We start from the raw sequence: 20172 nt of genomic DNA, 5'->3' as shown, positions 1-20172 counted from the left end.
GCCGCGATGAAACCGGAGATTTCATATTGCTCCGGGCGTTTTACCTCTTTTCTCATGCCGGCGCCGAAAAGGTGCTCAATATCAACATCTTGAGAATGGCTGAGTAATAATCCCCGCCCCTGCCTCCCGAATTCGCCTTCGATTCGGCCAAGCCGCCATCGCTGACGAATTCCGCCACCGCCCGCACCCCGGCAGGGGCCGGATAGGGCGCCGTGCGCTGGCTGAGCAGATCGGCCCAGGCCGGCAAAGCCGGATGTGAAGGGTCTCGCCAGAAGCGAATCGCCGCCTGCGCGGCAGGCTCCGCCTCCAGCCCCGCCCAGCGCAGATACAGCGGAATCCGCAAGGCATCGTAGGAGAAGCGGGGCGGCCACCGGCCCGGCAGCGCCAGCGCCCCGTCCTTCCGGCCGAGCACCAGCCAGTCTGGTGGCAGGTCCCACCGGCCAAAGCGGGCGCGCCGCAGCAGCACCAGGCCGTCCCCCGCCAGCCGCAGCCAGGCGGGATCAGGTACCGCGCGCGCCAACACCCCCAGGACGGGAAAGGCGTAGTAGGAGGGGTTCAGCACCACCGCCTCGGCTTCCTCGAAGCCCTGCGCGCCGGGCAGCAGAACGGTGAGGTCAGCGACCTCGCGCACCAGCAGGCGGAGCACGTCGCGGGCGATGGCGGCTCCCGCCTCCGCGTATTCGGGCGCAGCCCAGCGGCGCCCCGCCAGCAGCAGCGCGGCGGCCGTGAAAAGGTCTCCATCCGCCGCGTTGTTGTGGTCGGGCACCGGATCGGCGGTGCCAGGCAGGAAGCGCCAGGCCAGCAACTGATCGCCCGGGCGACGCAAGACCTGCCGCGTCCAGTTCCATAGAGTGTCGAAGCTGGCGCGGTCGCCGCAGCGCTCGGCGCAGAACATCGCCCAGCCCTGCCCTTCGGAATGCGAGACGCCGCCGTTGCCGTTGTCCACCACACGGCCTTCCGGGAGCATGAAGCCGCGCCGGAAGTCCGCCCAGGCCGACAGCAGAACCGCCGAGGGCGGCGCCGCAATGGCGGGCGCCGCTGCCGGCAGCGTCAGCGGCGCAGCCAGGGCGGCGAGCAGCGCGCGGCGGGGCAGAGGTGGCGACATGCCGCCACCTTAGGAAGGAGAGTCTTGCCGGGGGATTTACACGCGGTGCCGGCGCGGCATCAGCCTACCCTACCCCAGGCGCGTCCCCCTCCCTTCGCGGGGCAGGAGCAGGGAGCGCCAACCGGCTCGGGCCGGTCCAACTGGCACATATAGGGTCCGGCATAGCAGGCCTGGCCGGCCGTGCCGTAGGCCGGCGGTGGATAGTAGGGCACGACCGGCACCGCGTAGTAGGTGGGCGGAGGTCCGTAATAAGGCGGTGGATAGTAGGGTGGCGGCGACCAGCCATAGGGCGGCGGATAGGTGTAGCCCGGGCCGATGCCGATCCAGACCCCGCCGCGTGCCAGCGCGGAGCCGGCGGCCAGGGCCAGCAGCAGGGTGGCAGGCAGGAGGCGGGCCGGGCGAGGCATGCTGAGCACTCCGGCAGGCCGGGCAGGCCGGCCGCTTTCCTGCACATGGCCGCTGCGGCGCGCGGCTGCAAGGCGCTCAGCCGGCGCCGGTGAGCCATGTGCGCAGCAGGGCGGCGGCGGCCTCCGGCTGCTCCATGCTGGGCAGGTGGCCGCAGCGCGGAATGCGGGCCAGCCGCGCCTGCGGAATGGCGTCGGCGATTTCCTCAGCGAGGTCCGGCGGCGTCAGGATGTCCTGCTCGCCCACCGCCACCAGCGTGGGCTGCTGGATGCCGGGCAGCAGCGGGCGGGAGTCCGGACGATGCAGGATGGCGTGCTGCTGGCGCAGGAAGGCATCGCGCCCCACCCGCTCGGCCATGGCGCGCACCTCGTCGCCGAGCGGACCGTCCACCGCATCCGGATGCAGCAGGCTGGGCAGCAGCCGGGGCGTCACGCCGCGGAACTGGCCGCTGCGGGTCAGCGCCATCAGCGCCTTCCGGCGGCGCGCCGCCTCGGGGGCGTCCGGCCGCGCCGAGGTGTCGAAGAGGGCGAGATGCGTCACCCGCTCCGGCGCCTGCCGCATGATCTCCAGCGCGACATAGCCGCCCATGGAGAGCCCTGCGAGGGCGAAGCGCGGCGCGGCGCCCGCCAGCGCCCGCCGCGCCATGGCCGTGACGCTGTCATCCAGCGTCAGGTCGGCGATCCGCGCCTCGACCAGGTCGTCCAGGATCGCCACCGGGTCGCGCCACAGCCGGGCGTCGCAGAGCAGGCCGGGGAGCAGCAGCAGATCGTGTCGTTTGTGCATGGCGCAGGCCAGTTACGCCTGCCGGAAGGCCCCTGCAACGGGTCGAAAACCTTGCCAAGCCGGTGCAAGCGGCGCATATCCACCTGCGAATGGCCGGAGGACGGGCCGCGTGGCTTGCGCGGGGCCTCCCGACGCACATCCCGCCGCCTGCCGGCGAAGGAACCGACTGCCCTTGAGCGATCAGCCTGATGCGACCGCGCCCAGCGTGGCCGAGAACGAACATTACGATGACCTGAACACCCCGGCCGGCGCCGCGCCGTCCGAGGCTGCCGCGCAGCCCGACGAATCGGCCCCGCCCGAGCCGCCGCGCGCCACCTTCGAGGATCTCGGTCTTTCCGAGGCCCTGCTGCGCGGCGTGGCCGAGGTCGGCTACCTCCATCCGACCCCGATCCAGGAGCAGGCCATCCCGGTCGTGCTGATGGGCCGGGACGTGCTGGGCTGCGCGCAGACCGGCACCGGCAAGACCGCCAGCTTCGTCCTGCCGATGATGGACATCCTGGCCGGCTCGCGCGCCAAGGCGCGGATGCCGCGCTCGCTGATCCTGGAGCCGACGCGCGAACTGGCCCTGCAGGTGGCGGAGAACTTCGCCAAGTACGGCCAGCACATGAAGCTGAACTACGCCCTGCTGATCGGCGGCGAGAGCATGTCCGACCAGACGGACGCGCTGAACCAGGGCGTGGACGTGCTGATCGCGACGCCGGGCCGCCTGCTCGACCTGTTCGAGCGCGGCCGCGTGATGCTGGCCGACTGCAAGGTGCTGGTGATCGACGAGGCCGACCGCATGCTGGACATGGGGTTCATCCCCGATGTCGAGCGGATCGTCTCCCTGCTGCCGCCGCTGCGCCAGACGCTGTTCTTCAGCGCCACCATGGCGGCCGAGATCCGCAAGCTGGCCGACGCCTTCCTGCAGAACCCGAAGGAGATCACCGTCTCCGCCCCGGCCTCGGTGGCGACGACGATCACCGCCGGCGTCGCCTTCGTGCAGCCGCATGACAAGCGCGAGGCCCTGCGCCGCCTCATCCGCAGCGAGGACGTGCAGAACGCCCTGATCTTCTGCAACCGCAAGCGCGACGTGGACGTGCTCTACAAAAGCCTGACCAAGCACGGCTTCCAGGCGGGCGCGCTGCATGGCGACCTGGCGCAGTCCGTGCGCTTCGCCACGCTGGAGAAGTTCAAGGCGGGCGAGCTGCGGCTGCTGGTCTGCTCGGACGTGGCGGCGCGCGGCATCGACATCGGCGGCCTCAGCCATGTCTTCAACTTCGACGTGCCGTTCCGCGACGAGGATTACGTCCATCGCATCGGCCGCACCGGGCGCGCCGGGCGCGAGGGGCGCGCCTTCACCATCGCGACGGCGGACGACGTGAAGCTGGTCGGCGCCATCGAGAGCCTGACCGGCAAGCCGATCCCGCGCATCGAGATCCCGGGGCTCGACCCGGTGACGGAGGAGGAACTGGCGGAGGCGGCCCGCGCGCCGCGCGGCCGGGGCCGTGGCAAACCGGCTGCGAAGGGCCGCGAGGAGCGCCCGCGCCGCGAAGGCCGCGGCGGCGAGCGTGAGCGTGGCCCGAGCCGTGTGCGCGAGGAGCGCCCCCCCCGGCCGGAGGCTGAAGCGCCCCCCGCCCCCGCCCCCGCCGAGGAGGCGCGGCCGCCGCGCCGCGAGGATCGGCGCCGCGACCGCCGCGACGAGCGGCGTGAGGACCGGCGGGATGATCTGGGGCCGCCGGTGCGCGGCTTCGGCGATGCCATCCCGGCCTTCATGCTGATCCCGATCCCGCGCCCGCAGCGCGATGCGGCCGCCGCCTCCCCTGCCGCGCCGGAGGATACGTCGGGCAGCGAGGCGGCCTGAGAACCCTGCGCCGTCCGCGCCGGCGGCAAGCAGTTGCCGTACGGCCGCGGCGGCGCCAATCTCCGCCGCACGGCGCCGCCCGCGCGGCCCTGTTCCGCTGATCTTTCGCGCCGGCTGCCGGCCTTTGCAGGAGAGAACGCCATGAATGTCGTGACCCAGACCGCCCGACCAAGCTTCGTGTGGGACGACGCCCTGCTGCTGGAAGACCAGCTCTCCGAAGACGAGCGGATGATCCGTGACGCGGCCCACCAGTACTGCCAGGAGAAGCTCTTCCCGCGCGTGCTGGAGGCCAACCGCCACGAGGTCTTCCACCGGGAGATCATGAACGAGTTCGGCGAGATGGGCTTCCTGGGCGCGACCCTCGACAGCCATGGCTGCGCCGGCGTCAACTATGTCTCCTACGGCCTGATCGCCCGCGAGGTGGAGCGGGTGGACAGCGGCTACCGCTCCGCCTTCTCCGTGCAGTCCTCGCTCGCCATGTTCCCGATCTGGGCCTATGGCTCGGACGCGCTGAAGGACCGCGTGCTGCCGGGCATGCAGAAGGGTGAGCTGATCGGCTGCTTCGGCCTCACCGAGCCGGATGCCGGCTCCGACCCGGGCTCGATGCGCACCCGCGCCAAGAAGGTCGAGGGCGGGTATCTGCTCTCCGGCTCCAAAACCTGGATCACCAACTCGCCGATCGCCGACATCTTCGTCGTCTGGGCGAAGGACGAGGCCGGCGACGTGCGCGGCTTCGTGCTGGAGAAGGGCGCCAAGGGCCTGACCGCGCCGAAGATCGAGGGCAAGTTCTCGCTGCGCGCCTCCACCACCGGCATGATCATGATGGAGGAGGTGTTCTGCCCGGAGGAGAACAAGCTGGACGTGAAGGGGCTGAAGGGCCCGTTCTCCTGCCTCAACCGCGCCCGTTACGGCATCGCCTGGGGCGCGCTGGGTGCCGCCGAGTTCTGCTGGCACGCCGCCCGCTCCTACACCATGGAGCGCAAGATGTTCGGCAAGCCGCTGGCGCAGACCCAGCTCATCCAGAAGAAGCTGGCCGACATGCAGACCGAGATCACCCTCGGCCTCCAGTCGGTGCTGCGGCTGGGCCGGCTGTTCGACGAGCACCGCGTGGCACCGGAGATGATCTCGCTCTGCAAGCGCAACTCCTGCGGCAAGGCGCTCGACATCGCCCGCATGGCGCGTGACATGCACGGCGGCAACGGCATTGCCGACGAGTACCACGTGATCCGCCATGTCATGAACCTGGAGGCGGTGAACACCTACGAAGGCACCCACGACGTGCATGCCCTGATCCTGGGCCGTGCCCAGACCGGGCTGAACGCCTTCGGCTAAGCACCCCGGCGGGGCTGGCGGCGGGAGGAGACCTGTGCCCATCGCCGCCGACCTCGTGGAGGTGGAACGCGCGATCCAGCTCGCGATCGCGCCCGCTTTCCTCCTTTCCGCCTGCGTCGCCACGCTGAACCTGCTGACGCTGCGGCTGAACCGCATCATCGACCGCAGCCTGGCCCCGGACAACCGGACCCCCGAGCGTCAGGCCATGCTGCTCCGGCGGGCGGTGATCATGCGCGCAGCCATCGCCTCGGCCATCGTCGCCGCGATCCTGCTCTCGCTGCTGGTGACAGCGGGCTTCGCGGGGGTGTTTCTCTCCGTGCCGCTCGGCACCCTGGTCGGGTTGCTGCTGCTGGGCGGCATGGCGGCGCTGATCGCCACCTTCGTCCTTTTCCTGGCCGAGATCCGGCTGGCCCGCATTCAACAGAGCTTCCCCGAATCCTCATGAGCGCCGTTTCCCTGACCATCGACAGCCTCGGCGCGGGAGGCGACGGCATCGCGCGGGACGCGGAGGGCCGGCCGGTCTTCATCCCTGGCGCCCTGCCCGGCGAGACGGTGCGCGCCCTCCTGGCCGGGCGGCGCGGCGAAGGCAGCGTCGCGGTGCTGCAGGAGGTTCTCGCCCCCTGCGCCGAGCGCGCGGCCCCTCCCTGCCCCCATTTCGCCGCTTGCGGGGGCTGTGCCATGCAGCACCTCGCCGCGGCTCCCTATGCGGCCTGGAAGCGCGCGCGCCTGGCGGAAGCCCTGGCCCGTGCCGGCTTCCCCGAGGCGCCGGTGGCGGAAACCCGCGTCACCCCACCCGGCACCCGCCGCCGTGCCGACCTCGCGCTGCGCCGCCGCACGGATGGCAGCGTGGTGCTGGGCTTCCATGAGCCGGGCGGGACGGCGGTGGTGGATCTCAACACCTGCCTGGTGCTGGCCCCGGCGTTGGTGGCGCTGTTCGAGCCATTGCGCACGCTGCTGCGCAGCCTCCCGGCCTTCCGGCGGGAAGGCTCGGCAATGCTGAACCTGCTGGACACCGGCCCCGACCTGCTGCTGCGCCTGGACGGCACGCCCAGCACCGCTGACCGTGCCACGCTGGCCACCTTCGCACGGGCGCAGGGCCTGCCGCGCATCGCTGGCGCGCCGCTGAAAGGTGGCGCGACGGAAACGCTGGCGCAGCTCGGTCCGGTCTCCATCGCGCTGGGCGGCGTGCCGGTGGCACCGCCGCCGGGCGCCTTCCTCCAGGCCACGCCGCAGGGGGAGACCGCCATCGTTGAAGCCGTGCTGGCAGGCCTGCCCAGGAAGCTGACCGGAAAGGCACGGATCGCCGAGTTGCATGCCGGGCTGGGCACCCTCTCCTTCCCGCTCGCCACGCGCGCCCGCGTCGCCGCCTTCGAGGGTGCGGCGGAGGCGGTGGCGGCGCTGGATGCCGCCGCGCGCAAGGCCGGCGGGCGCGTCACCGCGACCCGGCGCGACCTGGCGCGCCAGCCGCTCTCGGTGAAGGAGCTGGAGGGCTTCGCCGCCCTGGTGCTGGACCCACCCTATGCCGGCGCGGCCGACCAGATGCCGGCCCTGGCCCGCAGCGGGCTGCAGCGCATCGTCTATGTCTCCTGCAACCCGGCGGCGCTGACCCGCGACGCGAAGCTCCTGCAGGCCGCCGGCTGGCAGGTGGCGCAGGCCACGCCGGTCGACCAGTTCCTCTGGTCCACGCAACTGGAGGCCGTGGTCGCCTTTGAGCGGGGGCGCTGAGAAGCGTCTTGACCGGGCCCAAGGCCTCCCCACCCTTGGAGAGGGGCGCAGCGCGCCTTAAGGGAGGTCTCGATGGAATTCGACCGACGCAGCCTGTTGCAAGCCGCTGGCCTGGCGCTGGCGGCACCCGCTCTCCTGCGGCTGGGGGTGGTGGAGGCGCTGGCGCAGGGCGCGCCGGCCGCATCCTCCGGCCCGACGCAGCAGGCGCCGGGCTTCTACCGCTTCCGCCTGGGCAGCCGGATGGTCACCCTGCTGCATGACGGCTTCGGCAGCCGCCCCAGCCCCACCCAGGGCTTCGTGCGCAACGCCGAGCCGGCGGCGGTGGAGGCAGCCCTGCGCGCGGCCTTCCTGCCCACCGAGCAGATGCCGATCCCTTATACCGCCACGCTGCTGGAGACGCCGCAGGGACTGGTGCTGTTCGACACCGGCACCGGCGGGCAACTCGGTCGGACGGCCGGGCACATCCCGGCGAACATGCGCGCCGCCGGCCTCTCGCCCGATGATATCGCGCTGGTCGTGCTGACGCACTTCCATGGCGATCACATCACCGGCCTCACCGATGCCGAGGGCAGCCCGGTCTTCGCCAAGGCGGAAGTGGTCGTGCCGAGGGCGGAATGGGACTTCTGGATGGACGACGGCCAGATGAGCCGCGCGCCGCAGGGCATGAAGGGTGCCTTCGAGAACGTCCGTAAGCGCTTCGCGCCCTATAAAGGCCGCATCCGGCAGATCGAGAGCACGGCCGAGGTGGCGCCGGGCATCCAGGCCCAGCCGACCTTCGGGCACACGCCGGGTCATACCAGCTACCTGCTCTCCGACGGCGGCACGCAGGTCATGCTGCTGGGCGACGTTACCAACCGGCCCGAGCTGAACCTGGCCCATCCGGGCTGGCACCTCGTCTTCGACATGGATGCGGAGAAGGCGGAGGCGACCCGCCGGAAGGTCTTCGACCAGGTGGCGACGGACCGGATGCGCTGCATCGGCTATCACTTCCCCTTCCCCGCCAACGGCTATGTGGCGAAGGAAGGCGAGGGCTACCGCTTCGTGCCCGCGAACTGGTCGAGCGAAGCTTGAGACACGGCCGGGGGTACGACACCCCCGGTCCCTCCGGAATCAGAGGACTTCGAGCGAGACGTCGATATTGCCGCGGGTGGCCTTGGAATAGGGGCACATCTGATGCGCCGCCTCGGCCACCTCCTGGGCCTGCGCCTTGTCCAGCGCCGGCAGCTTCACCTGGATCCGGGCGGAGAGCTGAAAGCCACCTTCCACCTTGTCGATGCCGACATTGCAGGTGACTTCCGCACCGGCCGTGTCGAGCTTCTTCTGTCGTCCCACCGCATCCACCGCGCTGCCGAAGCAGGCGGCATAGCCGGCGGCGAAAAGCTGCTCCGGGTTGGTCGCGCCCTCCTTGCCGGGGCCGCCCATCGCCTTGGGGATGGAAAGGTCGAACTTGAGCAGCCCGTCGCTGCTTTCCACATGACCGTTGCGGCCACCTTTCGCGGTGGCGGTGCCGGTGTAGAGCGCCATTCGATCCTCCATGACTGGTTTGACGGCTTGCCTGAAGGGTGGGAGCACCTTCAGACGTGGAAACTCTCCCCGCAGCCGCAGCGGCCCTTCTCATTCGGATTCGTGAAGGTGAAGCCGGCCGACATGGCCTTCACCTCGTAATCCATGATGGTGCCGATCAGAAACAGGGTGGCCTTGCGATCCACCAGCACGGTCACCCCCTTGTCGGTGACCTTCTCGTCGCCGGGGCCGGGCGCATCCGCCCAGGTCAGGTCATAGGCCATGCCTGAGCAGCCCTTGGTGCTGACGCCGATACGCAGCAGCTTACCCTCCTGCGCGCCGGCATAGAGCGCGCGCAGGCGTTCGGCCGCCGTATCGGAAAGCTGCATCAGCGGCGGCAGGGAACGGGCGGGGCGGGGCGTCGTCGTGGTGGTGCTCATCTCGACCTCTCAGGTGGCGAGGGCTCAGTACATGTTCAACGCCAGCCGGGCGTCCTCGCTCATGCGCGAGGGGTCCCAGGGCGGGTCCCAGACCACCTCGACCTTCACATCGGTGACACCGGCGACGGTACGGACCATCTCCTCCACCTGCGCCGGCAGTTCCTGCGCGGAGGGGCAGGAAGGCGCGGTCAGCGTCATCTCCACCTTCACCGCGCCGTCCTCGCCGATCTCGACGGCGTAGATCAGGCCCAGCTCATAGATATTGACCGGGATCTCCGGGTCATAGACCTGCGCGATCGCGCTGATCACCGCGTCCTCGGAGACGCGCGGCGTGGTTTCGCCGTCCGGCGTCCAGGCGCCATGGGCCTCCTGTGGCGTGTCCATGGCAGGGGTTCCGTCACTCACTGCTCACCTCCTTGCCCGAGTTTTCCAGCGCGGCGTTCAGCGTGTGCCAGGCGAGCGTCGCGCACTTCACCCGGCTGGGGAACTCGGAGACGCCGCCAAGCACCTGCAGTCGCTCCATCTCGTCCGACAGCGAGGCGCCGCAATCCGGGCAGGTGCCGGTCATCGCCAGCTCGCGAAACTTTTCCGCCAGTTCGCGGGCCTCGTCCTGGGTCTTGCCGCGCACCGTCTCGGTCATCAGGCTGGCGCTGGCCATCGAGATGGCGCAGCCCTTGCCCTGGAAGGCGACATCGGCCAGCCGGCCATCCGGCGCCAGCTTGACCCAGAGCTGCATGCGGTCGCCGCACATCGGGTTGTCGCCGCGGCCGGAGCGGTCGGCATCCTCCAGCCGGCGGAAGTTGCGCGGCTTGCGGCCGTGGTCGAGGATGACCTCCTGATAGAGGTCGCGCAGATCGTCGAACATCAGCGGAAGAACTCCCGTGCCTTCCCGAGTGCCTCTGCGAGGTAATCCACCTCGCCTTCGGTCGTGTAGAGGCCGAAGGAGGCCCGGCAGGTGCTTTCCACGTTAAATCGGGCGTGCAGCGGCTCGGCGCAATGGCGCCCCGAGCGCACCGCGATCCCCGCGCGGTCCAGCAATGTCGCCAGGTCATGGGCATGGGCGTTGTCGAGCGCAAAGGCGAAGACGCCGCCGCGGTCCTGCGCATGGCCGAGCAGGGTCAGCCCCTCGACGGCCGAGAGCCGCTGCATGGCATGGTCCACGAGGTGCCGCTCATGCGCCTCGATGGCCGGCATGCCGAGGGCCTGCACATAGTCGATGGCCGCGTGCAGCCCGACCGCCTCGACGATCGGCGGCGTGCCGGCCTCGAACTTGGCGGGCACGGGCGCGGGCAGAAAGCCCTCCAGCGTGACCTCGGCGATCATGTCGCCGCCGCCCAGGAAGGGCGGCATGGCCTCCAGCAGCTCCATCCGGCCCCAGAGCACGCCGATGCCGGTCGGGCCGTAGAGCTTGTGGCCGGTGAAGACGTAGAAGTCGCAGTCCAGCGCCTGCACGTCCACGCGGCGGTGCACGGCGGCCTGGGAGCCATCCAGCAGCAGCTTCGCACCATGGGCATGGGCCAGCTTCGCGATGCGCTCGGCCGGGGTCACGGTGCCCAGCACGTTCGACATGTGCGTGACGGCGACCAGCCCGACCTTGCCGTCGGCCAGCTTGGCCTCCAGGTCAGCCATGTCCAGCTCGCCGGCATCGGTGACGCGGGCCACGCGCAGCTCGATGCCATGCGACATCCGCAGCATGTGCCAGGGCACCAGATTGGCGTGATGCTCCATCTCGGAGATCAGCACCGCCTGCCCCGGCTTCAGCACGCCGCGCCCGTAGCTGTGCGCCACGAGGTTGATGGCGGCAGTGGAGGAGCCGGTGAAGACGATCTCGCGCTCGCTGCGCGCGCTCAGGAAGCCGGCGACGGCGCGCCGTGCCGCCTCATAGGCCTCGGTCGCGCGCTCGGAGAGGAGATAGGCGCCGCGATGGACGTTGGCGTAGCCGCTTTCCATCATCCGCGTCATGGCCTCGATGACCTGGCGCGGCTTCTGGGCGGAGGCGCCGGAATCGAGGAACACCAGATCCTTGCCGCGCTGCTTCTGCGACAGGATCGGGAAATCCTGCCGGATGCGCGCGACGTCGAAGCCGCCCGTGTTCTTTGGCGCCACCGCCCCGTCCATCACGCCATCTTCTCCCACCAGCCGGAGACCGCCTCGGCGAGCGCGGCACGCGCCGTCTCGTCGGCGACGCTCTCGACCGCTTCCTGCAGGAAGGCCTCGATCAGCAGCGAGCGCGCCGTGGCCTCGGGAATGCCGCGCGAACGCAGGTAGAAGATCTGGTCCTCGTCCAGTTCGCCCACGGTGGCGCCGTGGCTGCATTTCACATCGTCGGCATAGATCTCAAGCTGCGGCTTGCTGTCGATCTCGGCCTGATCGGAGAGCAGCAGCGCCTGGTTCATCTGGTAGCCGTCGGTGCGCTGCGCGATCTGGTCCACCAGGATCTTGCCCTGAAAGACGCCGCGCGACTTGCCGGCCAGCACCGTCTTCACCGTCTGGCGGCTCGGGCAGTCCGGCGCCGCATGCTCCAGGAAGGTGGTGCAGTCGCCATGCTGCCCGTCGCCCAGCAACTGGGCACCGTTCAGATGGGCGGCGGCCTTCGGGCCGGCGAGGACCACATGCGCCTCGCTGCGCGCCAGCTTCGCGCCGGCATGCAGCAGGAAGCTATCATAGGTGCCCTCTTCAGCCACGCGGGCGAAGACGGTCGAGAGGTGAATGCCTCCCTTTCCCTCCTGCTGCAGCCGGGCATGGGTGACATGAGCATCCGCCGCCACCTCGAACTCCAGCACCGGGCTGTTGAGATAGCGGCTTTCGCCATGGCCCCAGTTGCGCTCGATCAGCACCAGCTTCGCGCCCGCGCCCAGCCGCACCAGGTGGCGCGGATGCACGGCCACCGGGCGGTCGGCGAGCGTGACATGCAGCAGCTCGACCACGCCGCCATCCTCGCCGGGAGCGAGGTCGATCAGCGCGCCATCCTCGAACATGGCCGTGTTCAGCGCCACCAGCGGCAGGTCCTCGATGCGGGCGAGGCTGCCGAGCAGGCCCTCGGCCGCGCCGAGATGCTGCGCCAGGCTGCGCACCGGCGCCTCGGGGTCCGAGAGGTCCGGGCGGAAGCGGCCATCCACGAAAACCACGCGGCGCGGCGCGGCGGCGCGCGGCAGCGTCATGGCGCCGTCCACCGAGGTCAGCGCCTCGCCGAAGCCGGCCTGGGTCAGCGGCGCGAGGTCGGTGTACTTCCAGGCCTCGACGCGGCGGGTCGGGAAGCCCTGGGCGCGGAAGGCCTCGGCGGCCGCCTCGCGGCGCGCGGCCAGCCAGGGCAGGCGCTGCCCCGGCAGGCGGGCGCGCAGCCCCTCGAAGCGGTGCAGGAAGCCGGACGCGCCGGGTTCGGTCAGCGCGTTCTCGGCCATGATGATGTCACCGGTTGCGCTCATGCCGCCTGCACCGAGTTGTAGCCGCCCGCCTCCAGCTGCTTGGCCAGCTCGGGGCCGCCGGACTGCACGATGCGGCCGTTCATCAGCACATGCACGCGGTCCGGCACGATGTAGTCGAGCAGGCGCTGGTAGTGGGTGATGACCAGCGAGGAGAAGTTCGGGCCGCGCATGGCGTTCACGCCCTCGGCCACGATCTTCAGCGCGTCGATATCGAGGCCGGAGTCGGTCTCGTCCAGGATGGCGAGGCTGGGGTTCAGCAGCGCCATCTGCAGCACCTCGTTGCGCTTCTTCTCGCCGCCGGAAAAGCCGACATTGACGCCGCGCTTCAGCATGTCCTCCGGCATGGAGAGCGCCTTCATCCGCTCGCGCGCCAGCTTGAGGAACTGCATGGCGTCCAGCTCGGGCTCGCCCTTGCCGCGGCGGATGGCGTTCAGCGCGGTGCGCAGGAAGTTGGCATTGCCCACGCCCGGCAGCTCCACCGGGTACTGGAAGGCCAGGAAGAGGCCCGCGGCAGCGCGCTCCTCCGGTTCCATCGCCAGCAGGTCCTGCCCGTTGAAGGTGGCGCTGCCGCCGGTGATCTCATAGCCCTCGCGCCCCGACAGCACGTAGGAGAGCGTGGACTTGCCCGAGCCGTTCGGCCCCATGATGGCGTGGATCTCGCCGGTCGGCACTTCCAGGTCGATCCCCTTGAGGATCTCCTTGCCCTCGACCTCAGCGGTCAGTCCTTCGATCTTCAGCATTGTTCTTATTCCGTCCCAAATCTCGCGCGATCCGCTTCAGGCCTCCGCGCCCTGCGGCGCTCCGGCCATCGGATCGACTAGCCCACCGAGCCCTCGAGGCTGATCTGCAGCAGCTTCTGCGCTTCCACCGCGAACTCCATCGGCAGCTCCTTCAGCACCTCGCGGCAGAAGCCGTTCACGATGAGGCCGACCGCGTCCTCCTCCGAGAGGCCGCGCTGGCGGCAGTAGAAAAGCTGGTCCTCGGCGATGCGGCTGGTCGTCGCCTCATGCTCGACCTTGGCGGTCATGCAGCGGTTCTCGATATAGGGAACCGTGTGGGCGCCGCACTTGTCGCCGATCAGAAGGCTGTCGCACTGCGTAAAGTTGCGCGCGCCGCTGGCCTTCGGGCTGATCTTCACCAGGCCGCGATAGGTGTTCTGCCCCTGCCCGGCGCTGATGCCCTTGGAGATGATGGTCGAGCGGGTGTTCTTGCCGATATGGAACATTTTCGTTCCCGTATCGGCCTGCTGCCAGTTGTTCGTGATGGCAACGCTGTAGAACTCGCCCACCGAATCATCCCCCTGCAGGATGCAGGAGGGATACTTCCAGGTGATGGAGGAACCGGTCTCCACCTGCGTCCAGGAGATCTTGGAACGGGCCCCGCGGCAGGCGCCGCGCTTGGTGACAAAGTTGTAGATGCCACCCTTGCCGTTCTCGTCGCCGGGGTACCAGTTCTGCACCGTGCTGTACTTGATGGTGGCGTCATCCAGCGCCACCAGCTCGACCACGGCGGCGTGGAGCTGGTTCTCGTCGCGCATCGGCGCCGTGCAGCCCTCCAGATAAGAGACATGCGCGCCGGCGTCGGCGATGATCAGCGTGCGCTCGAACTGGCCGGTGCTCTTGGCGTTGATGCGGAAATAGGTGGACAGCTCCATCGGGCAGCGCACGCCCTTCGGGATGTAGACGAAGCTGCCATCGGTGAAGACCGCGCTGTTCAGGGCGGCGTAGAAGTTGTCGCCCTGCGGCACCACGGTGCCGAGATACTGCCGCACCAGCTCCGGATGATTCCGCACCGCCTCGGAGATGGAGCAGAAGATGATGCCTTCCTTCTCCAGCCGGCCCTTGAAGGTGGTGGCCACGCTGACGCTGTCGAACACCGCGTCCACCGCAACCGGCATGCGGCCCTCGGCCGGGCTCTCGCCCGCGCCCTCGACGCCGGCCAGGATGGCCTGCTCCTTCAGCGGGATGCCGAGCTTCTCATAGGTGCGCAGCAGCTCGGGATCGACCTCGTCGAGCGACTTCGGCCCGTCCTTCTTCTTCGGCGCGGCGTAGTAGTAGGCGTCCTGGTAATCGATCGGCGGGAACTTCACCGCGGCCCAGCGCGGCTCCGCCATGGTCTTCCACAAGGCGAAGGCCTTCAGGCGCCACTCCAGCAGCCACTCGGGCTCGCCCTTCTTCGCGCTGATGAAGCGGACGATGTCCTCGTTCAGCCCCTTCGGGGCGAAGTCCATGTCGATATCCGTCTCGAAGCCGTACTTGTACGTGCTGTTGGTGACGGAATGGACGGCGTCGATGGTTTCGGTGACGGCAGGCATGGTGTTCTTCTTCCCTACTCGGCAGGCAGGTGGGCCGGCTGGGCCGGCAGGGTCGGGCGGCGGCAGGACGGCGCGCCCGGTGGCGCCAGGTCGGCCAGGGTGATGTCGGACAACGCGCTGCGGATGGCTTCGTTCACCTTGTCCCAGCGGCCGCGCACGGCGCAGATCGCCTCCGTCTCGCAGCAGCCGCTGGCGCCATCGACGCAGGCGGTCAGGGCGATCGGGCCATCGATGGCGCAGATCACCTCGGACAGCGGCATGGCGGCGAGCGGCCGCGCCAGGCGATAGCCGCCCCGCGCCCCGCGCACCCCTTCCACCAGGCCGCCATGCGCCAAGTGCTTCAGCACCTTGGCCACGGTCGGCTCGGCGATGCCGGTGGCAGCGGCGAGGCCAGGGGCGGTCTGCAGGCCTCCTTCGGCCTCCAGTCGGGCCAGCACCACCACGGCGTAATCCGTCAGTTTCGACAGCCGCAACACGCGGACCTCTCCTAAAAGCGGACCTGTCTTGTCCAGTTTCGGGCAGATGCGCTCGCGCCCCCCGCTTGTCAAGGCGCCACCACCTTTCCGCGAGGCGTCCGCAGTGCGAAGTTGCGGCAATGTCCTCGACCCAACTGCGCGTGGTCCATCCGCGCCACGCCGCCAGCCTGATTCTCTGGCGCCAAGCCCGCTCCGGCCCGGTGGAGGTGCTGATGGGGATCCGCGCCGCCGGGCACCGCTTCATGCCGAACCGGCTGGTCTTTCCCGGCGGCCGGGTGGATCTCGCCGACCGCGCCACCCCCGCCGCCACGGAGCTGCGCCCCGAGACACGGGCCGCCCTGGAGCGCCGCGCCCCCGCCCGCCTCGCCCGCGCCCTGGCCGTCGCCGCCGCGCGCGAGCTGGAGGAGGAGACCGGCCTGGTGCTGGGCGGCACGCGCCCCGCGCTGGACCGGCTGGACTATCTCTGCCGGGCGGTGACGCCGCGCCACTTCCCCATGCGCTTCAACGCCCGCTTCCTCCTCGCGCCGGCGGAGGCGGCCACCGGCACCCTGGCCGGCTCGGGCGAGCTGGAGCGCCTGGCCTGGGTGACGCCGGAGGCGGTGCGGCACCTGCCGGTGGCGCCCATCACCGCCTGCGTGCTGGCCGAATTCGGCGATTGGGTGGCGTTGCCGCCGGCGGCCCGCCCGGCGCGGCCGCTGATCTGCCTGCGCGGCGCCGGCACACGCTGCCCGGAGCCACCCGGCCCGGCGGCGGCCCCCTAGCCACGGAAAAAGGCCGGAGAGCTGCCTCCCCGGCCTCGGTCCTCTTCCGGCGGCGCCGCGCCTCAGAGCGCGGCGAGCACCGCCTCGCCACTGGACACCTCGAAGGCGCCCGGCGCCTCGACGGCGACATGCGCCACCTTTCCATCCTTCGCCACCAGCGCGAAACGCTGGCAGCGCACGCCCATGCCGCGGGCGCTCAGGTCGAATTCCAGGCCGAGGGCACGGGTCAGCGCGCCGGAGCCGTCGGCGATCATCACCACCTCGTCGGACACGCCCTGGTCCTTGGCCCAGGCGTTCATGACAAAGGCGTCATTCACCGCCATGCAGGCGACGGTATCCACGCCCTTCTCCTTCAGCGCCGCCATGTTGCGCAGGAAGCTCGGCAGGTGCTTCGCCGAGCAGGTGGGCGTGAAGGCGCCGGGCACGCCGAACAGCACCACGGTCTTGCCGCCGAACAGCGCCTCGGTGCTCAGCTCGCGCGGGCCCTCGGCGGTGGCCTGGGTCAGGGTCGTGGCGGGAATCGTGTCACCGGCCTTGATGGACATGGACGTGCTCTCCAGGTGGAGCCACCGGCATTTCACGGTGCCGCCGGCGCTGTCAACCGCGGTGCTTGCACCCTTCCCCTCGCGCCGCCATCTTGGGTGCACGATGGCACGACGCGCACGCGAGAACGAACTTCCGGAAAGCTTCCGCACCGCCGGTGCAGGGGGCGGCCGCAGTCGCGGGCTGCAAAGCAGCTACCTGGGCGGACAGTTGCTGGTGGCGATGCCCGGCATGCAGGATCCCCGCTTCACCCGCTCGGTGATCTGCCTCTGCGCCCACTCCGCCGACGGGGCGATGGGCATCGTCCTGAACAAGGCGCTCGACAATCTCAGTTTCGAGGATCTGCTGAAGCAGCTCGACGTGCAGCCGCTGCCGCCGCAACGGCAGATCCGGCTGCTGGCCGGCGGGCCGGTCGAGGGCGGTCGTGGCTTCGTGCTGCACACCACCGACTGGTCAAGCGATGGCAGCCTCAAGGTCACCGGGGACCTGGCGCTCACCGCCAGCGTGGACATCCTGAAGGCCATCGCAGGCGGCGGCGGACCGCGCCACGGGCTGCTGGCGCTGGGCTATGCCGGCTGGGGCCCCGGGCAGCTCGAGGAGGAGATCCAGCGCAACGCCTGGCTGAACGTGCCGGCGGACGAGGCCCTGCTCTTCGAGGGCGCGCTGAACGAGAAGTGGCGCATGGCCCTGGCCAAGATGCATATCGACCCGCTGCTGCTCTCCGGCAGCGCCGGCCACGCCTGAGCCGCTTCCCGGCGGGACAGGGCGCGGGGGAAACAACCGGCAAAGCGGAGGCGGGACAGTGCCCCGCCCCCTCCTGCGGGCCGGATGGTCACTCCGGCCTGGAGGAAATCGCCTGCAGGCGGTCATACTGCTCCTTGGTCCAGCCTGCCCCGGCCGAAGCATCGTTGTGCAGCGGCAGGGCGGCAGCACGGAAGGCGGCGAGATCGGGCGTGAGGACCGTCTTGCCCTGCTCGCGGAACCACTCCGGCAGCTTCAGCTCCGCCTCGCGGATCTCCTTGGAGGCGCGGTCGGAGGCCTCGCGCAGCACCGCTTCGAAAACCTTCTTGTCGCCGTCGTTCAGCCGTGCCCAGCTGGAGCGGCTGACGATGGTCAGCAGGCTCTCGGTGATATGGCCGGAGAGCATGATATGGCTCTGCACCTCGTGGAACTTCTTGGCCTTGATGGTGGGCAGCGGGTTCTCCTGCCCGTCCACCGTGCCCTGCTGCAGCGCCAGGTAGACCTCGGCGAAGGCGATCGGCGTGGCATTGGCGCCGATGGACCTGGTGAACATCAGGAAGAGCGGCGCCTGTGGCACGCGCAGCTTCATCCCGCGTGCATCTTCCGGCTTCATGATCGGCCGGTTGGCGGTGAGGTGACGGGCGCCATAGTAGGTCAGCGCCACCGAGTGGTGGCCGGTCTGCTTGTCGTAGCCCGCCATCAGCTCCTTCAGCAGGTCGCTTTCGCGATAGGCGGCGAAATGCCCGTAGTCGCGGAAGATATAGGGCGCATTGCCGATCGAGATCGGCTTGTAGGTGGCGCCGGCGAAGGCCGCCCCGGTGTAGATGATATCCACCGTGCCGAGCGTCAGGCCCTGGTTGATGGTCGGCTCGTTGCCCAGCGCGCTGGCCGGGAAGACCTCGATGTTCCAGCGGTTCTGCGTGCGCTGCTTGATCTGCTCGGCGGCCCAGAGCGCCTCGGTGTGGTAGGGTTCGTTGGTCTCGTAGACATGCGCCCAGCGCAGCTTCTGCTGTGCCTGGGCGGTGCCGCCCAGCAGGGCGCAGACGGCCAGCGTCGCCGCGGCGAGAATCCCTCGGATCATTCCGTCCCCTCTTCCGGCACCCTGTCGGGCGCACGACTTGTTGTACGATGACACTACGTTGGCGGCTTTGCGCTTCGCAAGCCTCTCCGCTGCGCTAGGATGATCGCCCCCTGGAGGAGACCCTAAGATGGATGCCGTCGCCGAGACCCCCTTCATCCGCCTGCATCCGGAGGACAGCGTCCTGATCGCGCGCCGGGCGGCCGCCGAGGGCACGCCGGTGGGGCCCAACATCCTCACCCGCGCGCGCATCCCGCCCGGGCACAAGGTCGCCATCCGCGCCCATGCGCCGGGTGATGCGGTGCGACGCTATGGGCAGATCATCGGTTTCGCCACCCAGCCCATCGCCCCTGGCGAGTGGGTGCACACCCAGAACTGCGGCATGGGCGAGTTCGCCAGGGACTACGCCTGGGGCGTGGACGCCAGGCCCACCCTCTACGTGCCGGAGCCTGCCACCTTCATGGGCATCGTCCGCCCGGATGGCCGCGTGGCGACGCGCAACTACATCGGCATCGTCACCAGCGTGAACTGCTCCGCCCACGTCGCCTCGCTGATCGCCGACGCCTTCAAGCGCAACCCCTTCATCGGCAGCGATCCGCTCGCCGAGTTCCCCAATGTGGACGGCGTCGTGGCGCTGACCCACAAGACCGGCTGCGGCATGGGCGACAATGACGGGCTGCGCATCCTGCGCCGCACTCTCGCCGGCTATGCGCGGCATGTGAACTTCAGCCATGTCATCGCCATCGGGCTGGGCTGCGAGGTCAACCAGATCTCCGGCCTGCTGGAGGAGCAGAACCTCGCCGGACGGCTGCGCAACATGGACATCCAATCCATGGGCGGCACCCGCAAGACGGTGGAGGCGGGCATCGCCTTCGTGAAGGAGGTGCTGGCGGAAGCCAACCAGGTGCACCGCCAGAAGGTGCCGGTCAGCCACCTGACCATCGCCCTGCAATGCGGCGGCTCGGACGGTTATTCCGGCATCACCGCCAACCCCGCCCTCGGCGCCGCCTCGGACCTGCTGGTGCGCCATGGTGGCACCGTCATCCTCTCCGAGACGCCGGAAACCTACGGCGCCGAGCACCTGCTGACCCGCCGCGCCGTCTCTCGCGAGGTGGGCGAGAAGCTGGTCTCGCTGATGCGCTGGTGGGAGGACTATGCCGCCAAGGGGCAGGCCGAGCTGAACAGCAATCCCTCCCCCGGCAACAAGGCGGGCGGGCTGACCACCATCCTGGAGAAGTCGCTCGGCGCCATGGCCAAGGCGGGCACCACCAATCTCACCGCCGTCTATGACTACGCCGCGCCGGTGACGGAGAAGGGCTTCGTCTTCATGGACACGCCGGGCTACGACCCGGTGGCGGCCACCGGCCAGGTGGCGGGCGGCGCCAACATGGTCTGCTTCACCACCGGGCGCGGCAGCGTCTTCGGCTGCAAGCCGGCGCCCTCCATCAAGCTCGCCACCAACTCGGCCATGTACGAGCGGATGGAGGAGGACATGGACGTCAACTGCGGCACCATCCTCTCCGGGCGGGAGACCGTCGAGGAGTGCGGGCAGCGCATCTTCGAGCTGATCCTGCGCGTCGCCAGCGGCGAGCGCACCAAGAGCGAGAGCTACGATGCCGGCTCGGCGGAATTCGCGCCCTGGCCGATCGGCGCCACCATGTAGCCAGCCGGGACGGCTGCCGTGGCATGCCGCGGCGG

The 20172-nt window shown here is 69.9% G+C and carries 22 protein-coding genes; 8 read left to right on the top strand and 14 right to left on the bottom strand.

What is annotated here, in order from left to right:
* Positions 1–52: 52 nt before the first annotated feature.
* From QMO56_RS11190 to QMO56_RS11180, 3 genes are all read right to left on the bottom strand, one after another.
* Complete coding sequence (locus QMO56_RS11190; RefSeq protein ID WP_283525740.1) at positions 53–1105, bottom strand: glycosyl hydrolase family 8; 1053 nt, start codon at positions 1103–1105, stop codon at positions 53–55.
* A 59-nt stretch (positions 1106–1164) separates the two neighbouring features.
* On the bottom strand, positions 1165–1512 hold the full coding sequence (locus tag QMO56_RS11185; protein WP_283525738.1) for a hypothetical protein: 348 nt from the start codon (positions 1510–1512) through the stop codon (positions 1165–1167).
* A 76-nt stretch (positions 1513–1588) separates the two neighbouring features.
* Positions 1589–2293, bottom strand: a complete 705-nt coding sequence (locus QMO56_RS11180) for an alpha/beta fold hydrolase (protein WP_283525736.1) — start codon at positions 2291–2293, stop codon at positions 1589–1591.
* A 166-nt stretch (positions 2294–2459) separates the two neighbouring features.
* Between QMO56_RS11180 and QMO56_RS11175 the strand changes: the two genes are divergently transcribed.
* The 5 genes from QMO56_RS11175 to QMO56_RS11155 all read left to right on the top strand — a co-directional run bounded on the left by QMO56_RS11175 (position 2460) and on the right by QMO56_RS11155 (position 8264).
* Positions 2460–4136 (top strand): DEAD/DEAH box helicase, encoded by a 1677-nt coding sequence (locus tag QMO56_RS11175; RefSeq protein WP_408906523.1) that lies wholly within the window; start codon positions 2460–2462, stop codon positions 4134–4136.
* Between the two features lie 141 nt (positions 4137–4277).
* Complete coding sequence (locus QMO56_RS11170; RefSeq protein WP_283525735.1) at positions 4278–5468, top strand: acyl-CoA dehydrogenase; 1191 nt, start codon at positions 4278–4280, stop codon at positions 5466–5468.
* A 34-nt stretch (positions 5469–5502) separates the two neighbouring features.
* Entirely contained in the window at positions 5503–5913 is a 411-nt protein-coding gene (locus QMO56_RS11165) for a DUF2721 domain-containing protein (RefSeq protein ID WP_283525733.1), read from the top strand.
* Entirely contained in the window at positions 5910–7193 is a 1284-nt protein-coding gene (locus QMO56_RS11160; RefSeq protein WP_283525731.1) for a class I SAM-dependent RNA methyltransferase, read from the top strand. Before QMO56_RS11165 ends, QMO56_RS11160 begins: the two co-directional genes overlap by 4 nt.
* A gap of 72 nt (positions 7194–7265) precedes the next feature.
* Positions 7266–8264: an MBL fold metallo-hydrolase gene (locus QMO56_RS11155; protein WP_283525729.1), complete on the top strand. Its 999-nt coding sequence runs from the start codon at positions 7266–7268 to the stop codon at positions 8262–8264.
* A 39-nt stretch (positions 8265–8303) separates the two neighbouring features.
* On the opposite strand, the gene QMO56_RS11150 is transcribed toward QMO56_RS11155, so the two are convergent.
* From QMO56_RS11150 to QMO56_RS11110, 9 genes are all read right to left on the bottom strand, one after another.
* Positions 8304–8717, bottom strand: coding sequence for an organic hydroperoxide resistance protein (locus tag QMO56_RS11150; protein ID WP_283525727.1), 414 nt, complete (start codon positions 8715–8717; stop codon positions 8304–8306).
* 50 nt (positions 8718–8767) lie between these two features.
* A complete protein-coding gene (locus QMO56_RS11145; RefSeq protein ID WP_283525725.1) occupies positions 8768–9136 on the bottom strand; it encodes an iron-sulfur cluster assembly accessory protein in 369 nt (122 codons plus the stop codon).
* A gap of 24 nt (positions 9137–9160) precedes the next feature.
* Entirely contained in the window at positions 9161–9520 is a 360-nt protein-coding gene (locus QMO56_RS11140; RefSeq protein ID WP_283525786.1) for an SUF system Fe-S cluster assembly protein, read from the bottom strand.
* Positions 9521–9533: 13 nt separating this feature from the next.
* Positions 9534–10001 (bottom strand): Fe-S cluster assembly sulfur transfer protein SufU, encoded by a 468-nt coding sequence (gene sufU, locus QMO56_RS11135; protein WP_283525723.1) that lies wholly within the window; start codon positions 9999–10001, stop codon positions 9534–9536.
* On the bottom strand, positions 10001–11254 hold the full coding sequence (locus QMO56_RS11130) for an aminotransferase class V-fold PLP-dependent enzyme (RefSeq protein ID WP_283525721.1): 1254 nt from the start codon (positions 11252–11254) through the stop codon (positions 10001–10003). Before QMO56_RS11130 ends, sufU begins: the two co-directional genes overlap by 1 nt.
* On the bottom strand, positions 11254–12561 hold the full coding sequence (sufD, locus tag QMO56_RS11125) for a Fe-S cluster assembly protein SufD (protein WP_283525719.1): 1308 nt from the start codon (positions 12559–12561) through the stop codon (positions 11254–11256). Before sufD ends, QMO56_RS11130 begins: the two co-directional genes overlap by 1 nt.
* Positions 12558–13301, bottom strand: coding sequence for a Fe-S cluster assembly ATPase SufC (gene sufC, locus QMO56_RS11120; RefSeq protein WP_160935390.1), 744 nt, complete (start codon positions 13299–13301; stop codon positions 12558–12560). Before sufC ends, sufD begins: the two co-directional genes overlap by 4 nt.
* A gap of 77 nt (positions 13302–13378) precedes the next feature.
* Positions 13379–14875, bottom strand: coding sequence for a Fe-S cluster assembly protein SufB (gene sufB / locus QMO56_RS11115; RefSeq protein WP_283525718.1), 1497 nt, complete (start codon positions 14873–14875; stop codon positions 13379–13381).
* Between the two features lie 14 nt (positions 14876–14889).
* Entirely contained in the window at positions 14890–15351 is a 462-nt protein-coding gene (locus QMO56_RS11110) for an SUF system Fe-S cluster assembly regulator (protein WP_283525716.1), read from the bottom strand.
* A 119-nt stretch (positions 15352–15470) separates the two neighbouring features.
* On the opposite strand from QMO56_RS11110, the gene QMO56_RS11105 reads away from it, so the two are divergent.
* A complete protein-coding gene (locus QMO56_RS11105) occupies positions 15471–16112 on the top strand; it encodes an NUDIX domain-containing protein (RefSeq protein ID WP_283525714.1) in 642 nt (213 codons plus the stop codon).
* A 62-nt stretch (positions 16113–16174) separates the two neighbouring features.
* Here QMO56_RS11105 and QMO56_RS11100 read toward each other — a convergent pair whose 3' ends face one another.
* On the bottom strand, positions 16175–16657 hold the full coding sequence (locus QMO56_RS11100; protein ID WP_283525712.1) for a peroxiredoxin: 483 nt from the start codon (positions 16655–16657) through the stop codon (positions 16175–16177).
* Between the two features lie 103 nt (positions 16658–16760).
* Here QMO56_RS11100 and QMO56_RS11095 point away from each other — a divergent pair, with 103 nt between their 5' ends.
* Positions 16761–17399, top strand: coding sequence for a YqgE/AlgH family protein (locus QMO56_RS11095; protein ID WP_283525711.1), 639 nt, complete (start codon positions 16761–16763; stop codon positions 17397–17399).
* Between the two features lie 88 nt (positions 17400–17487).
* Here QMO56_RS11095 and QMO56_RS11090 read toward each other — a convergent pair whose 3' ends face one another.
* Positions 17488–18477 (bottom strand): sialic acid TRAP transporter substrate-binding protein SiaP, encoded by a 990-nt coding sequence (locus tag QMO56_RS11090; RefSeq protein WP_283525710.1) that lies wholly within the window; start codon positions 18475–18477, stop codon positions 17488–17490.
* 127 nt (positions 18478–18604) lie between these two features.
* Here QMO56_RS11090 and QMO56_RS11085 point away from each other — a divergent pair, with 127 nt between their 5' ends.
* Positions 18605–20137, top strand: a complete 1533-nt coding sequence (locus QMO56_RS11085) for a UxaA family hydrolase (RefSeq protein ID WP_283525708.1) — start codon at positions 18605–18607, stop codon at positions 20135–20137.
* Positions 20138–20172: the final 35 nt, after the last annotated feature.

It is taken from the genome of Roseomonas sp. E05 (genome assembly GCF_030063475.1).
In the GTDB taxonomy this organism is placed as follows: domain Bacteria; phylum Pseudomonadota; class Alphaproteobacteria; order Acetobacterales; family Acetobacteraceae; genus Pseudoroseomonas.
The sequence above is the reverse complement of the archived record's forward strand: the minus strand, read 5'-3'. Positions and strand labels throughout refer to the sequence as shown.

Bases quoted from the DNA above. Each gene is read 5' to 3' on its own strand.
- QMO56_RS11190 (WP_283525740.1), bottom strand. From the start codon at position 1,105: ATGTCGCCACCTCTGCCCCGCCGCGCGCTGCTCGCCGCCCTGGCTGCG.
- QMO56_RS11185 (WP_283525738.1), bottom strand. From the start codon at position 1,512: ATGCCTCGCCCGGCCCGCCTCCTGCCTGCCACCCTGCTGCTGGCCCTG.
- QMO56_RS11180 (WP_283525736.1), bottom strand. From the start codon at position 2,293: ATGCACAAACGACACGATCTGCTGCTGCTCCCCGGCCTGCTCTGCGAC.
- QMO56_RS11170 (WP_283525735.1), top strand. From the start codon at position 4,278: ATGAATGTCGTGACCCAGACCGCCCGACCAAGCTTCGTGTGGGACGAC.
- QMO56_RS11160 (WP_283525731.1), top strand. From the start codon at position 5,910: ATGAGCGCCGTTTCCCTGACCATCGACAGCCTCGGCGCGGGAGGCGAC.
- QMO56_RS11155 (WP_283525729.1), top strand. From the start codon at position 7,266: ATGGAATTCGACCGACGCAGCCTGTTGCAAGCCGCTGGCCTGGCGCTG.
- QMO56_RS11150 (WP_283525727.1), bottom strand. From the start codon at position 8,717: ATGGCGCTCTACACCGGCACCGCCACCGCGAAAGGTGGCCGCAACGGT.
- QMO56_RS11145 (WP_283525725.1), bottom strand. From the start codon at position 9,136: ATGAGCACCACCACGACGACGCCCCGCCCCGCCCGTTCCCTGCCGCCG.
- QMO56_RS11140 (WP_283525786.1), bottom strand. From the start codon at position 9,520: ATGGACACGCCACAGGAGGCCCATGGCGCCTGGACGCCGGACGGCGAA.
- sufU (WP_283525723.1), bottom strand. From the start codon at position 10,001: ATGTTCGACGATCTGCGCGACCTCTATCAGGAGGTCATCCTCGACCAC.
- QMO56_RS11130 (WP_283525721.1), bottom strand. From the start codon at position 11,254: ATGGACGGGGCGGTGGCGCCAAAGAACACGGGCGGCTTCGACGTCGCG.
- sufD (WP_283525719.1), bottom strand. From the start codon at position 12,561: ATGAGCGCAACCGGTGACATCATCATGGCCGAGAACGCGCTGACCGAA.
- sufC (WP_160935390.1), bottom strand. From the start codon at position 13,301: ATGCTGAAGATCGAAGGACTGACCGCTGAGGTCGAGGGCAAGGAGATC.
- sufB (WP_283525718.1), bottom strand. From the start codon at position 14,875: ATGCCTGCCGTCACCGAAACCATCGACGCCGTCCATTCCGTCACCAAC.
- QMO56_RS11105 (WP_283525714.1), top strand. From the start codon at position 15,471: ATGTCCTCGACCCAACTGCGCGTGGTCCATCCGCGCCACGCCGCCAGC.
- QMO56_RS11100 (WP_283525712.1), bottom strand. From the start codon at position 16,657: ATGTCCATCAAGGCCGGTGACACGATTCCCGCCACGACCCTGACCCAG.
- QMO56_RS11095 (WP_283525711.1), top strand. From the start codon at position 16,761: ATGGCACGACGCGCACGCGAGAACGAACTTCCGGAAAGCTTCCGCACC.
- QMO56_RS11090 (WP_283525710.1), bottom strand. From the start codon at position 18,477: ATGATCCGAGGGATTCTCGCCGCGGCGACGCTGGCCGTCTGCGCCCTG.
- QMO56_RS11085 (WP_283525708.1), top strand. From the start codon at position 18,605: ATGGATGCCGTCGCCGAGACCCCCTTCATCCGCCTGCATCCGGAGGAC.